The sequence below is a fragment of the Acetobacter estunensis genome, from assembly GCF_011516945.1.
Taxonomy (GTDB): Bacteria; Pseudomonadota; Alphaproteobacteria; order Acetobacterales; family Acetobacteraceae; genus Acetobacter; species Acetobacter estunensis.
The window spans coordinates 1-14,578 of sequence record NZ_WOTH01000013.1 but is presented as its reverse complement, the minus strand read 5'-3'; the positions used below and the strand labels follow the sequence as shown (position 1 = coordinate 14,578).

The 14,578-nt window shown below is 55.7% G+C and carries 10 protein-coding genes, 1 tRNA gene and 2 pseudogenes; 6 read left to right on the top strand and 7 right to left on the bottom strand.

Annotated features, from left to right (window positions below; translation table 11 throughout):
* Positions 1 to 53: 53 nt before the first annotated feature.
* Complete coding sequence (rpmA, locus tag GOB87_RS08125) at positions 54 to 323, bottom strand: 50S ribosomal protein L27 (protein WP_166314952.1); 270 nt, start codon at positions 321 to 323, stop codon at positions 54 to 56.
* Positions 324 to 383: 60 nt separating this feature from the next.
* Complete coding sequence (gene rplU / locus GOB87_RS08120; protein ID WP_166314949.1) at positions 384 to 698, bottom strand: 50S ribosomal protein L21; 315 nt, start codon at positions 696 to 698, stop codon at positions 384 to 386.
* A gap of 238 nt (positions 699 to 936) precedes the next feature.
* Between rplU and GOB87_RS08115 the strand changes: the two genes are divergently transcribed.
* Positions 937 to 1,025 (top strand) — tRNA-Ser (locus tag GOB87_RS08115).
* Positions 1,026 to 1,180: 155 nt separating this feature from the next.
* Positions 1,181 to 2,389 (top strand): tyrosine-type recombinase/integrase, encoded by a 1,209-nt coding sequence (locus GOB87_RS08110; protein WP_166314946.1) that lies wholly within the window; start codon positions 1,181 to 1,183, stop codon positions 2,387 to 2,389.
* A gap of 87 nt (positions 2,390 to 2,476) precedes the next feature.
* Here the strand turns inward: GOB87_RS08110 and GOB87_RS16770 are convergent, their stop codons facing one another.
* On the bottom strand, positions 2,477 to 2,668 hold the full coding sequence (locus GOB87_RS16770) for a helix-turn-helix transcriptional regulator (RefSeq protein WP_257916676.1): 192 nt from the start codon (positions 2,666 to 2,668) through the stop codon (positions 2,477 to 2,479).
* A gap of 544 nt (positions 2,669 to 3,212) precedes the next feature.
* On the opposite strand from GOB87_RS16770, the pseudogene GOB87_RS08100 reads away from it, so the two are divergent.
* Positions 3,213 to 3,878: pseudogene (locus GOB87_RS08100) on the top strand (IS5/IS1182 family transposase); the annotation flags it as partial.
* Between the two features lie 309 nt (positions 3,879 to 4,187).
* Here the strand turns inward: GOB87_RS08100 and GOB87_RS16605 are convergent.
* On the bottom strand, positions 4,188 to 4,670 hold the full coding sequence (locus GOB87_RS16605; protein ID WP_264806358.1) for a 3'-5' exonuclease: 483 nt from the start codon (positions 4,668 to 4,670) through the stop codon (positions 4,188 to 4,190).
* Positions 4,671 to 4,699: 29 nt separating this feature from the next.
* Positions 4,700 to 6,328 carry a UvrD-helicase domain-containing protein gene (locus tag GOB87_RS08095; RefSeq protein WP_264806360.1) on the bottom strand — a complete coding sequence of 543 codons (1,629 nt, stop codon included), beginning with the start codon at positions 6,326 to 6,328 and terminating at the stop codon, positions 4,700 to 4,702.
* 561 nt (positions 6,329 to 6,889) lie between these two features.
* On the opposite strand from GOB87_RS08095, the gene GOB87_RS08090 reads away from it, so the two are divergent.
* The 3 genes from GOB87_RS08090 (at position 6,890) to GOB87_RS08080 (ending at position 13,554) form a co-directional block, all read left to right on the top strand.
* The gene (locus GOB87_RS08090) at positions 6,890 to 8,554 is read left to right on the top strand and encodes a DNA cytosine methyltransferase (protein WP_166314940.1); all 1,665 of its coding nucleotides are present in this window, start codon (positions 6,890 to 6,892) and stop codon (positions 8,552 to 8,554) included.
* 189 nt (positions 8,555 to 8,743) lie between these two features.
* Positions 8,744 to 11,839, top strand: a complete 3,096-nt coding sequence (locus tag GOB87_RS08085; protein ID WP_166314937.1) for a helicase-related protein — start codon at positions 8,744 to 8,746, stop codon at positions 11,837 to 11,839.
* Positions 11,836 to 13,554 (top strand): DUF1998 domain-containing protein, encoded by a 1,719-nt coding sequence (locus tag GOB87_RS08080; RefSeq protein ID WP_194303275.1) that lies wholly within the window; start codon positions 11,836 to 11,838, stop codon positions 13,552 to 13,554. The genes GOB87_RS08085 and GOB87_RS08080 overlap by 4 nt, the downstream gene beginning before the upstream one ends.
* Here the strand turns inward: GOB87_RS08080 and GOB87_RS16765 are convergent.
* The gene (locus GOB87_RS16765) at positions 13,535 to 13,990 is read right to left on the bottom strand and encodes a DEAD/DEAH box helicase (RefSeq protein ID WP_242006245.1); all 456 of its coding nucleotides are present in this window, start codon (positions 13,988 to 13,990) and stop codon (positions 13,535 to 13,537) included. The genes GOB87_RS08080 and GOB87_RS16765 overlap by 20 nt on opposite strands.
* Positions 13,991 to 14,062: 72 nt before the next feature.
* Positions 14,063 to 14,503 (bottom strand): annotated as a pseudogene (locus GOB87_RS17115) (AAA family ATPase); the annotation flags it as partial.
* Positions 14,504 to 14,578: the final 75 nt, after the last annotated feature.

Sequence of the window (14,578 nt, the reverse complement as noted above, 5' to 3'; positions counted from 1 at the left end):
GACCGGCCCCTGTCTTGCGTCTGAGCACGAACTCGCGTCCGCGCCGGGCGGTCTTACTCGGCCGCGATCGGCAGTGCTTCGACCGAAACATGAACACGGCTATTTGCACGACGCTGGAAACGCACGCTTCCGTCAGTCAGCGCGAACAGTGTGTGATCACGACCCACGCCAACATTCTCACCAGCGAGCATCTTCGTGCCGCGCTGACGGACGATGATGTTGCCGGCCACGACGGCTTCGCCGCCGAACTTCTTCACACCGAGACGACGGCCTGCGCTGTCGCGTCCGTTGCGGGATGAACCGCCTGCCTTTTTTTGTGCCATAAGTCTTGCTCCTTAGTGTCTTGCCGCCTGAAATCTTCAATCCCTTACTAGGGAGAGAAATCAGGCAGCCTTGATCTCGCTGATGCGCAGGACGGTGACCGGCTGACGGTGACCGTTCTTGCGGCGGCTGTTCTGCCGGCGACGCTTCTTGAAGATGATCACCTTGGGAAGACGATCCTGTGCGACGACCGTAGCCGTCACCGTGGCACCTGCCACGAGAGGCGCGCCGATGGTTGTGCCGGCTTCACCGCCTACTGCGAGGACTTCGGAGAAGGTGATGGTCGAACCGGCCTCACCCTCAAGCTTCTCGACCTTGAGAACGGCGTTCGGTGTAACGCGATACTGCTTGCCGCCGGTGCGGATGACTGCGAACATTCTGAAACTGTCTCTTTCCGATCAATCGACCTCTCGCGGCGCTTTCACACAGGCGATCAGTCCAGTCGCTTCTTCTCGTTGACCGTCATACGCGGCCTGCCCCGCCTTATGGTGGCGGAGTGGCGCTTTTACGCGGCGTCATGCCGATCCGTCAACAGGAAACGCCGGAAGATGAAAATGGCTCTTGTCATTCCCATCGGGTTTCCCTAAAAGCCGCTGGCAACGCCGCAAGGCGTGTGGAGAGGTGCCAGAGTGGTCGATTGGGGCGGTCTCGAAAACCGTTGTGCCTTACGGGTACCGTGGGTTCGAATCCCACCCTCTCCGCCAGTTGATATATCCCATAGCAGTCTATAGCGTTTCAAGCACAGAAAGGCTGGCAGTTTTCTGCCGTTTATGTGCTCTATGACGCGCTGTGATGTTCCTTCAAGCTCATGCATTGTGGGGGTAGATATGGGGGTATCATTTCTGGTGTTGGGGTATCAATGCTGACAGACGTTCAGCTGCGTCGCCTCGCACCCCGAGAGAAGCCATACAAGCTTGCCGATACAGGCGGACTGTTCATTCTGGTCCAGAAAAATGGCTCGCGTCTGTGGCGCATGAAGTATCGCTTTGGTGGGCGGGAAAAGCTGCTCGCTTTTGGCGCTTACCCTGAGGTGACGCTTGCAGCGGCCCGTGACGCCCGTGATCAGGCACGCGCGGAGCTGCGGGCGGGCCGTGATCCATCTCTGACCCGTCGTCAGAGACAAGCGCAAGCCAGGCGCACTGATAGACAGCTGCAGCATGTCGGCGAAATGTGGATTCAGACTCAATCTGCCCGGTGGACACCCCGACACAGTGAAGACGTTCGAACGAGTCTTCAGCGTCTGATCTGGCCGCATCTGGGGCACATCGACTTGGACGATATCACTGCTCCGATGGTCCTTGAAGCAATCAGGAAAATTGAAGCTGGGCGTGCGAAGGAAACGGCGCGCCGGATCAGACAGAGATTAAGTGCAATTTTTCTGTTCGGTATCGCGCATGGGCTGGGTTCTCATGATCCCGCCGCCGTTATCAAAGGCGCTCTGGCTCCTCTGAAGAAAGGACGGCAACCTGCCCTCATTGATCTTGATGCGCTAAGACAGCTCTTCCAGGACGTCGAAGCCATCCCGGCCCATCCGGTTACGCTTCTGGCGATGCGTTTTCTGGCTTTGACTGCTGTGCGTCCCGGTGAAGTACATGCAATGGCCTGGCATGAGGTGTCTGCGGACAGAACCACCTGGGTCATTCCAGCAGAGCGCATGAAGATGCGGCGTGAGCACGTTGTTCCCTTATCGCGTCAGGCACGGGACATTCTTGATGCGGTCTTTACGCTGACGGGCAGAGGCCCTCTTGTTTTTCCTAATGCGCGGTGGGCCCATCGCCCGATGAGCGAAAACGCTCTCGGTTATCTTCTGCAGCGGGCAGGCTACGCTGGCAGACAGGTGCCACATGGTTTTCGTGCTTCGTTTTCGTCCATCATGAACGAGCATTATCCGCAGGACAGAGCTGTCATTGATCTTATGCTGGCACACTCAAATCAAAACAGAGTTGAAGCCGCGTATAACCGGGCTCTGCATATGGAACGTCGGCAGGAGCTGGCTCAGATATGGGCCGATCTTCTGATGTCAGACGCAGCCGACGCCGTGACACTTCTACAACACAGAAAACGGTGAGGTCGGTGATCGTCGTATCGAGTAAATTCTTCCATTCATTTCATTCTACACATGAGTCATGAGTTATTCTGTTTTATATTCAACAGTTTAGTGTTTTTTCTGCTCGTGCGTCTTTTCAATCCATTCATTAATGCTGCTTTCGCTCCATCTCACCATACGTGTGCTCAACCTGTGCGTCGCCGCTGGAAATTTTCCCAGCTTAATCCTTTTGCGTATGTGAGACGCCGACATAGACACGCGTTCGCACACCTGAGCAATTGTCAGAAGATTTTCTGCCATCATTACCTCCGAGAAAACATATACTCCAATAATTACTTTTAAAATTAGAGTATATCGAGGCATATCGCCTCTGATGCTAATGGTATATCTCGAAAAAACGTGACTTAAAACAATAAAATATTTTTATCTGTACAAATATAGAAAAAACTCCTGATAATCAGCAAAAAATAGTGCCTAATTCTTCGGTTTGTTGCCAAAATTATGTATTAATATGTATATTTTCATATATTATCGACTTGACACGTGAATATATGCGGCTTAGCAATTTCCAACCCTTGAACTTAAAAATAACATTCGCTCATATTTTTAATATAAATATGAAAAGGAGAAAAAATTACTCAATATGTTCAAATAAACAATAAAATAAATTGAAGTTATACGATATTACTCTAATACGATAATGAATATTCTAATTTTATTTCAATTATTTATTTACTTCAAATAAAAAGGCATAAATTCAAATGATGTAAAAATAATCACTTTCTGCGCGAATCGGATTCGAATCGAGAGGACGCGTCTTCTCCACAAACATGATCATCGCCCGTATCTGTCGATGTCAGGCCAGATTCTGGCTGCAACATTGGTAGCAGCCCCAAAGTAGCGCAATACCAACGATGAAAAGGCGGATCTGCGGGAAGGATGGATCCGACGGATCCCACAGGGACAGGCAGGACAAGCCTCCAAGCTGTCCCACAAGGACCGTCATGCGCGCTGGACGTTGAAGTTCACGAAAGCGAAACGAAAGGAGGACGGGAGTATGCCCGCAACAGACGTGGCCATCCCGTTCTTTGGCTACAAATCTCATATTTCCATCGACCGGAAGTTTCGTCTGCTCCGCAAATAGAAGACGACAGATGCCGCCGCCAGTGATGGTGCGCGATTGAGAGAAGGCTTGCTTGATAAAACCAATACAGCCTCAATACTTTGGGCAAACACAGTCTCCCGTTCAAAAGCCAATGAGGACTTCATGGAAAAGCAAAGCTTTGTCTAAAAAATCCATCGCAAGAAGCTGCATCTCAAGCCTATGCCCTGGCACACCCAACGCTCCAATGCCGGAAAGTTCATCATCCGGCCGCATGTCGAGAATGTCTTTGCCGATCAGAAATCACAGACGGGGCTGTTCGTCCGGACTGTAGGCATCGCTCGAGCCACCATCGTCTATAATATGCGCCGCTTTCTCCTCTTGGAGCGGATTAACGCCGCCGCGTAGCAATCCAGAGCATGAAACCCTCTCTCTGTTTAAAACGCAGAGTAAAAATCACCATACAGAGCCTTCAATACCAGACTATAAGCCCAAAATCAGGCAGAAAGGTCTTCAATCAACGATTCTTCGAACCCGCCACTTGTAATGGTTTTGTGCCGGTCATCTGAGCGTTTTAAGTTCGTATCAGGAGACCGACGAGACCATGAAGCATACGGAAGATTTCAAGCGTTATTTTAAAACTACCGCACTGAAACGTCCGCATCTTCTTTCGGTTAATTCTCTATGCGTCGGAGAGAACCAGAACCACCTCGTCACTCACAGATGAGAGAGGATTTCAGAGAGTTTTTTTCTATTTTTAGAATAATCTTTTGAGGACGGTTTATACTCACACGCAGGATAGTTGGAGCAGCTTTGGAACTCACCAAAGGGTCCTGTCCGTGTGACAATCACTCCTCGCTTACATGCCGGACATCGCTGCTCCTCAATCTTCTCCCCATGGAGATTCGTCACTGTGACCGCTTTGTCAGCGACTAGTTCATCGAGAAAGGTGGAGCGCTCACCCTTAACCGTGAACATGATCACCGACCGGCGAGCACGCGTCAGTGCCACATAAAACAGCCGTCGCTCTTCACCTTGAGGAAAGTTATCACCCGAGGGCATGGCCATCTGCAGTACAGGATCATCCGTCCGCGTACTTGGAAAACTAAGGCCGCGTAAACGGCTGATCATTGATGGCAGAATGACATAGTCGGCTTCACTGCCTTTTGAGCTGTGAATCGTCACGAAAGATAGCTCAATCTTGCTGCCGTACTGAGATTTCCAGCGCCTCAGATGCTCCGGTTATCGGCCCTATAACGTCCTAGAAAAAATACTGATACGTTACCGTGCCGCCCCAAAGGAATGTGTCCGGCACATATTCCTTGGTAGAGAGAGGCCAGAAATTCTCCGACGGCTCGTTCGAGTTCACGCTCTTTGCTTACCTCGAGTGCCTGGAGCACGGGGCCGACGGCTGGCGTGTCCGAATGCACCCGCTTACGGATCTGTGTCGGATTCTTAGTGACGAAATGACTAGAGACATCACACAGCGCCTGCGGGCAACGAAACGTCTGCTCCAGCTTCAGAAGCTGGCCATGATCGAACCAGCGTTCGAAGTCTGTCATGACCGACACGTCTGCTCCGGCGAAACGGTTGATCGACTGCCAATCGTCGCCAACGGCGAAGAAGTGGCGTCCCGGTTTCTGTACCATCGCACGACACAGACGGGCACGAGCGCGGGACGCATCCTGGAACTCATCCGCCATAACCAGATCATACGGAACCTGGCAGCGTCCCTGCTCAACATGTTCTACTGCCATATTGAGCATGTCTTCAAAGTCGATCCCGCCGTCTTCAGCCAAAGCACGATCCCAGTTCGCAATGATTGGCTCAAAAAGATCCAGAAACATGCGATGGCGATACTTGAATGAGCCTTCTGGCATGGCATCCAGACGACGTCGCAAATCTGTAGAATTGAGGCAGTTGCTTTTCGCATGACTGATAAAGCTGCGAACCAGGTAAGCAAGCTCCATCGCTTCCATTGGCCTTATCGCACCCTGAGGAATAGGCCGGTTCGGATTGGGATCCAATTTGACGCCACGTGACGTCAGTTCATGAGCAAGATGCTCAAAAACACCGCCGTTTCTTACCTGATGTGAAGTCGTTTCAATCAGCGCAGTCCCCATGTCGTGATGGAGCTGTCGTTTCCACTTCACCCCTTCCACGTAGTCCTTGAACTGGGGCGGCGCTTTGCCCTCTGCATCCAACGCGAAGTGCTCGTGATACAGCAGAATGTCGGGATAATAGAAATCAGGCTTGTATTGTCGATGCGCTACGTCTGCCGTGTCCGTTTCATAAGGGCGCTCGTACTCGTAATGAACACCATTATAAAAAAGCCAGTTGCAGATAATGGCCTCTTCCTGGCTGCGCACGCGCTGGCCATCCAGAGTCTTAATCAGAGCCGTCCCCATTCTGTCCCAGGCGTCGCCCTCGACGGGCTGACCTGGTGGTGACAGATCACGACCAAAGACCATACGAAACATATCCCACCGCGTCCGGAACTCATCGGACTGATCTTTTAGGCAGTCCACAATCTCGAGGATCTTCTCGCACGAGGCTCCGGTATCAGTCGTCCAAGCTGGAACATCGGGTTTCTTACCCGTCGCCTTGCCGATAATGCCTAATCCCAACGCATGAAACGTCGTGGCCTCAACGCCATTGCCATCCATGCCGAGGCGTTCAAAAGCACGAATGGCGCGATCCTTCAGTTCCTCGGCTGCCTTTTTATTGAAAGCCATCAGAACAATATTCTGCGGAGCCATAAACCCACGATGGATGGCGTACGCAGCCTTTGCCACCATGATTGAAGTCTTGCCAGATCCGGCCGATGCCACGACCTGCACGCGATTATCGAAACAGATATGGGGCCTGTTTGAGGCGTCGCTTCTGGCGACTCACGGTTCGCCAGAGGCCGTTAATTGATGCAGCCGACTGCCTCAATCCAGCATTGGTCCCAGAGTCGTTCGCTTATTTTCGTGACCGGTAATGGCAGGACGGAAGGCTCACAGAGCGGTTTGGCGGCCTCAACATGGCGGCGACGTATGTCCTGACGACCCAACCGGTCCTTGCCGGTCATAACGATCCGGCCGCCGTCCTGACCGCGCTGCTGATCGTACACCGACCGCGCAATAATCTCATCCACGGGCCAAAATGGTTCTATGGCATTGCCGATCAGCGCGCCAATTTTGACAGTGCCAACCCTGTTTTGATGGCGGCAAAGAACATGTCCGCCCGTTCATGGCTGGTTGAGCTCCGCTGCCGCAATAGTCGCCTTTCGTTTTCTGGGCGCGGCTTGCGCTTCTTCATTTGTTCGAGATCATTGAGAGATCAATCGGCGCTTTCTGACGATCTGGCGAGAAAGAATCTTGCCAAATCCGGAGAAGATCTATTCAAGTGGAACTATGAAGCGGAGTCGGGGCGGCATGGACAAAAGAGTGCGGACAGCGAGGGCAATCGATCTTTATTCTGGCGTCGGAGGATGGTCGCTTGGCCTCCAACTGGCCGGCGTGGAGGTGGTTGCATCCTACGAGCTCTGGGGACCAGCGAACGAGACCAATTTCAAGAACAACTCGCATCAGGCCCAGACCGTCGATATCCGTCGGTTGGCCCTCAAGGACCTGCCGACCGATATCGACATTGTCGTCGGTAGTCCACCTTGTACCCAATTTTCCTTCAGTAATCGTGGAGGCGGTGGTGACCTCGTCGATGGCTTGAAGGACATCATCCAATTCTTGACGATCGTTGATCACCTGAAGCCGCGGATGTGGGCGATGGAGAACGTCCCACGGGTGGCGAAGATCATCGAAAAGGAACTCGAAGTTGGCGGCGTCTTGGCGGACTTCTCTCATCTCGGCTGTGTAACGCACGTCGTCGACATGGCCGAATTCGGCATTCCGCAACGCCGGCGTCGGTGCATCGCGGGCAATTTCGACATGGAGTTGCTCAAATCGTACAAGCCTACGTCGGCCCCATGCACGCTTGGCGACATTGTCTCCGGGTTGGCGGCCACTCCGGTGGTCGATCCGATCTATGGTTTCGAGATCGATCGCTCCGACCTGATAGACCATGTCGAAGAGGATTTACTGAGCCCGGAAGAGGTTCGGATCAACCGTGCGAACAAAATGACGCACACGGTCTATAATTCGATGCCGTTCCCTGATCCGATGGACAGGACCGTGCGGACCATCACGGCGACATGCACTAGGGTTTCACGCGAAAGCATCGTCATCGCGGTGCCTGGCCGCGATGACGCCTACCGGAGGTTAACCCTGCGCGAGCGCGCCTGTCTCCAAGGATTTCCGGTCACCTTCCAATTCTACGGCGCTAACTATGGCCAAAAACTCCGTATGATCGGCAACGCGATCCCTCCGGCTTTTTCCTACCTTATGGGACAGGTGCTGCAGCGGCGCAACGCGAAGGAGGTGCCATTGCTTCCTCAAGCCGCGACTGCCCTTCGTCGACCAGAGCCGATCCCGGTCGAGACCCCTCCAGATCGTGCTGGCGTGCGCTACCCGGCCAACAGGACGTTCAAGTTCGCGATCCCCAGCCTTCAATTGAAGAGTGGGGTGCGCTTCGAGCTTGACAATGATTGCTCGGGCGAGATCGTTAAATGGGGCGTGGCCTTCTATTTTGGCACATCAAAAGCGATCCATTCCCTCCAACTGGACGAGGAGACCGCGAGATACCTCAAAACTAGGTCCAAGAAAGCTTTGAAGCAGGCCGCCGCTCCCTATCTCGAGGAAGTGCGTCAATTTGTTGCGTCTGCCGACATCCGCAATATGCAAGCCGTCTGGACGCATCGCAGACCGGGGGGCATCCGGCCATTCATGCTCCTCGATAAGCTGGACGAGATCGGTTCAGCGCTGTCTGCATCGCTTTCGCAACACGCAGACGAAGCCGCCAGCGTGATTGAAGCACTTATCCAGCATCAACATGGCGCCGCCGCAGAAGCCCTGTCGGGGGTGGCCAAATTAACGCGGAACTCGGCGACGATCTTGGCCGGACTGCTCATCGGCTCGACGGTAAACCCGCTCCTGCTCGCGCGGGTCTTCTGCTGGGATCGACAGAAAGATAGCATCTCGAATTAAGAGGTGGGTTTAATCGCGACCAACATCACGTTTCCCAGACGGCGCAGTTTGGAAGTCTTGACGACCTGGCAATGTGGATTGAAAAGCAAGCGTGGGCTCATCGATGATCTGGTTGAATTACTCGGCCCACCAAGAGCCGGCGTCTGATAGGTATTGTGCGCTTCCGCCCATCATTGATAGAGGGTGTTAATGATCACTTGGATCGAAAACCCGAACGACGACACCGCTCGTTACCAAGCGGCGGAACGCTTTGTCGCATGGCTCGAGCGACGGGTGATGATCGAGGCGCGAGGAGATGAGGAAGTCAGTTCCCATGTCGATCCAACTGGCCGTTTTTGGCTCGGACGCCTTGGCCCCAAAGATTTCGTGACGCGCCCCGACGAACGGCAAGATCGACTGGAGCCTTGTGCGATCGGTGTGAGGATTCGGCCTGCTGCGAAATTCCCCCTTTCATTCGAGGTGCGTGTCGGTAGTCACCTCTGGAAGCGACGAAGGGCCGATGATGGTGGTGGTCTCCGTTGGGCGTGGGACAAGACCGATCCAGTGCTCGTCTCCGTGCCGATCGTCGTCGAGGATAAGCACGGGGATCAAATCTTCGGATCTGAACCGATCACCGAGGCCTTGGTTGCGACCGGTGCGGAGGGTCTCAGTGGGGAGATACGCGTCCGGATGACCGGACGCACGCCGTCCTCCCGAGCCTTGGAGATCACGTTCGTCAACACTAGCCAAGAAATCACCGACTTCGCCGATGGACGCTTCTTCGAAGCTTATCTGGAAGTGATCGGCCTTGCGCGCCGGCCTTTCGAACTGGAAACGCTGCCCGACTCGTTCCGCTATGATCGACACGTCCAGGCCTATGGCATCAACTGCGGCTTCACGATCTTCGAAGAGGGGACAATCCGCACGAGCGATGGTCCAGCCCACACCAAAGAACGGCCGACGTTCTGGCCGTCAACTGACCAGAAGCCCGATCTGACTTTCGCCAGACTCGCGGCTGACCCGATCGAAAGCGCCCGTCGTCTTCTGCGATCGTTCGAGGAGTGGTCGGCCAGCGTCTGGTCTGACGCCGCACTTGAAGCTTGCGCCAGTGCCGAGCAATGGTCCGACGGAATGCGCCAGGAAGCGCAAGAGGCACAGGACGAATTCCGATTGGAGCTAGAGCGGATCAGATCAGGTGTGCGGTCGCTGGAGACCAATGAGCGTTTGCGCACGTCCTTCCAGTTGATGAACCGGGCGATGCGGATTTCGGCGGCGGGTAAGTACGATGAATGGCGGCCCTTCCAACTCGCGTTCCTACTTGCGAACCTGCGGTGTCTCGTCGACCCGATAGCCGAAGCGGAGATCGTCGATATTGTCTGGTTCGCAACGGGCGGAGGTAAGACCGAGACCTATCTCGGCCTGCTGCTCACCGCGGCGTTCCTGGATCGGAAGCGCGGTAAGATTTCCGGGATCACCGCATGGTCGAGGTTCCCACTGCGGCTGCTGTCGTTGCAGCAGACCCAGCGATTCGCGAATGCCCTTGCAGCCGCTGAGATGGTCCGCCGAGAGGTCGACCTCCCCGGCGATCCATTCTCCCTGGGTTTCCTCGTCGGCGGGGGTGCAACACCCAATAGAATCGTGAAAGACGGTTCCCGACGCGGCATCGACGCGGAAACGGTGGAGGAGAAGCAGAATCCCTTCATGCTGTTGGACCGTTGTCCGTTCTGTCGTGAACGCACCGTTGGCACCGAGTTCGACCGGCTCTTGTGGCGCCTCGATCATATCTGCTCGAACGCCGATTGCCCGACGGCAGGCGCGCCTTTGCCGATCCATGTCATCGACGATGAGATTTGGCGCTTCTTGCCGACCATAGTGATCGGGACGTTAGACAAGGCCGCGAACATCTCCCGTCAGACCGGAATGCGAGGCTTGGTCGGCAGCCCTCATGGCAAGTGCAAAGTGCCCGGCCACGGATATACCTATGCGACCAGAAGCATGTTCCCGAATGGTTGTTTCGTCCCCGACTGCCCCGGTGGAGCGCCAGGTCCTTTGCCGATGGCGGCCGAACTCTATCCGGTGAGTTTCCGTTTGCAGGATGAGTTGCATCTCCTCCGCGACAGCCTCGGCGCGGTCGACGCGCATTACGAGTGTGCTCTCGACGGCATCCAGGAGCAGCTCACCGGAAGCAAGCCGAAAATCCTCGCTTCTTCTGCGACACTTTCAGGCTACGCCAAGCAAGTCGACGTTCTTTACCGACGCAAGGCTAGGGTGTTCCCGCAGCCTCCGCCGATTGATGGGCAAGGTTTCTGGGCTGCTGACTCTGGCCAGGTGATGCGCAGATACGTGGCCTTCGCGCCCCGCCGCCTGACTGTCGAGTTTGTCGTGGATCGATTAATCGTCACCCTACAGCGGGCCATCCGTCGAATGGTCTCCAACCCTCAACAGATGTGCAACGAGCTAGCGATCGATGCAGGCTTCGCGCAATTCCTGATCGATCTGTACGGCACGAACGTGATTTATGGGAACACGCTCCAGGACATCGACGCGGTGCTTCGGTCATCGGAGACGCAATATGCCGAGCTTGAGCCTCCGCCCAACGTGGCCACGTTGACCGGAAGAGTCGGTTTCGAAGAGGTGAAGCGGACGCTCGATCGACTGGAGGCGGCCGAGCAGAAGTATGAGGATCGACTGCATCTAGTCGCAGCCTCGTCGATGATGTCGCACGGCGTTGACATCGATCGGCTCAATGTGATGATCATGTTGGCCTTTCCGCTCGGCGTCGCGGAATTTATCCAAGCTACTGCCCGCGTCGGTCGCAAGTGGCCAGCACTCGTGATCGTCGTCCCCAAGATGACCCGGGAGCGAGACGCGAGCGTTTATCGAGCTTTCCCAGAATTCGTGTCCCATGGCGATCGGTTCGTCGAGCCGATCCCGATCACGCGGAAAAGCAGGAGGGTCTTGGAGAGGACGATATCAGGTCTTGAGCTAGCTAGGATCAATCTGATCCATGAACCAGCCTCAAACGGCCGGATGACGATGATCCGCGACCTCAATCAATATTTGCAGGCCAATCCAGATATGCTGGTCGATGACGAGCGGTCAATCGCAGTCGACATCGGGATCGACGAGCATGACGAGTTCATGCGGGCGCAATTGCAGGGATGGTTCGAAGGCTTCGCTCGGAATCTACGGGAGCCTCCGGCTGATGCGCGGTTCCCGTCCGATGCGTCGCCGACCGGTTCGCCGATGACATCATTGCGCGACGTGGAGGAACAGGCACCCTTGAAGGGAAACAGCACGTCATGAGGGAGATGCGGAGCGGGTCACAAATACTGTTCGGGCATCTTCCCGAGCAGACCGTCGACGCCGACGGCGGCATCTGGAAGGTCAAAAAGTGGAATGATCCGAAAACGGTAACGGCTATCGACACCGGGGCTCTGCGCGAGGAGTTAATCCGTGCAGCATATCCCTGGAAGGAGGCGAATCCAAGCCAAGACGGCGGCTTCGTCGATGATCTGCTGGCGCACAAGCCGGTGCGCGTACACGCTTTGAACCGGGAAGAAGGTCTCTATTGCGAGCCGTTTCCGCGGCTCTTCATGTGCCAGCGCTGCAAGCGGCTCCATGATGATGCAATGGGAAGATGCAAATGCGGCGCGACGGGGCGGCGTGGCCAGCTCCCGTTCGTCGGCTACCATGAAGCCTGTGGCGCGATCAAAACTCCATATGTCCGAAAATGTCCCCAGCACGGACAAAGGGCAGTGCGTTTCCCGGGAACGGCCTCGGCAGCTGAACTGGTGTTCTATTGCCCAGAGTGCCCACCAGGCACGCATCTTGATCGCGGCTTCGGCGCATCCTGCGATTGCGCGCTGGGCGGTGCGCTCTCATTCACAGTCCATCGATCGGGAAATGTGTTCAAGCCTCGCGGCATCAGCATGATCAATCCACCGCGTCGCGAGGTTCTTGTTCAGATTGAGCAGGCAGGAGGCGGAGAGCGGGCACTCGAGTGGATGCTTGAGGGTATGGTAGGGCGACGGCTCACCGAATCGGCGGCCGCACAGAACCCGACATCAATCCGGAAGCTGCTTGAGGCCCGCGGCTTCGACGAGGCGACTATCTCCGCCATGATCGCTGCGATGCCTGAAGCGGCCGGGACGGGGAAGAAGTCTCTCGTTCTCGACCTTGAATTGCGTGCAGATGCTGAACGCCAAGCCAAGCAAGTGGCGCTGGCGACCTTCGAGAGCCGCATCAAGATCGCCGATTTATTGGCTCGATCAACTGCGGATGTCCTGCGGGATCAATATCAATCGGACTACCCACGCGCGTTAAAGCGCGCTGGGATCGAGCGGATCGAACTGATCGATAAGTTCCCGGTCCTTACCGCTCAGTTTGGTTACACACGTGGCAAATCCAATCCCGGTGACAGTAGGCTGCGTACCTATCGCGAGAAGACCGGCGAATACATCGTCTATGGTGACTTGGCGCAGACCGAGGCGCTCTTGGTCAAGCTCGACCCGACGATGATCCTACGATGGTTGATCAAGCGGGGCTTCGTGTTCGCTGACGTTTCGACAGGTCGTGAGGCGGCCGAAGCGATCCTGGCCGAGATGAGGTCGATGGACCGGCCCAATCCGCTCACCGAGCAGGTGATCGAACTGGTTCATTCAATCTCGCATGCGTTCATCAAACGGGCCGCCGTCTTTGCGGGCATCGAGCGAAGCGCCCTGTCGGAGGTCGTCCTGCCAGCAGCCTTCTCATTCTTCGTATATGCTGCAGCCCGCGGCGATTTCGTGCTCGGCGGACTACAGGCTCTGTTCGAATCCGACCTCCATCACCTATTGGACGGGATGGTTGATGACGAGCACCGATGCGCTTTGGACCCTGGTTGCGAGGACACTGGAGGTGCCTGTGCGGTCTGTCTCCATCTGGGCGAACCTTCCTGCCGTATGTTTAATACGCGGCTGTCGCGAAAAGCACTTGCCGGGGGGCTTGGCTATTTCGACGTCACTGCGTGTCCCAGCTGAGCGGTGACTGATCCGCGCCGTCGCCAACCACGACTAGGACGCTTCGGGCACGGCTCATGCCCACATACGCTGAGGTGGGCGCGTCATTCGAGAAGGGTCCATCGAGAACGAGAATTATCGCTTGCGATTCGAGGCCCTTGAAACGCGATACGGTCTCCACCGGAATACCACGACTGCCCCAAAGCCCAAACGAGAACGGCCCGATTGATCGTTCCCTCAACCGCTCCGCCATGCGTCTCGAACCGCACAAGACTACGAGACTCGTGGGGCCGAATCCCTGATCCAGCAGATGCTCGACGGCATTGACGACGTCCCGTTCTTTCGCTGGCCCATCGCTCGCCCTCCAGATCGGATTGGGGCCAAGGATGCCACGATCCTGTGCATCGCCACCCACGATCGCCGCGACGCGTTTCGCGATCGGGTGGGTGTTACGCATGTTGCGCGTCAACTCCCACACAAACGGGAAATCAGCATCGAGATCCCACCCGCGGCGCCAAATGTCTTGGCGCGAATCCGCGAACATGAAGAACGGAGCTTCCTCGACATTCCGAGTCACGCATTTGAGAGCATCGAGCCAGCTCGGCGAGAAATCCTGGCCTTCGTCGACGACTATTGCGTCGTAGATGGTTTCGTTGCGCGAGCATGCATCGATGAGAACTGATGGCGCCTCATCCTCCCACCATGCTTGATCACGCTTGTTCGAGACGACTATCCCGGCGCGTTGCACCTCTCGCAGGCATAGCGCATGAAACGTACCAGCCGTGAGGCTAGGTGTCTGGCCAACGCGCCGAGCGAGCTCAGCGCCTAACAATTCATTGTAGCAGACTAACATGGTCCGGAACCCGTCTTTCGCGAGTTGCTGGGCGCGAGCGATTGCCAGCACCGTTTTCCCGGTTCCAGCTCCGCCGAGGACTAGGGTTTGTGGGGATTCACATGAGGCTTGGGTTATGATTCAAGCTTCGGATGGAACGCTTTGTGCTGACAGACGCCCAATGGGCGCTGATTGAACCTCATTGCCTTGGCA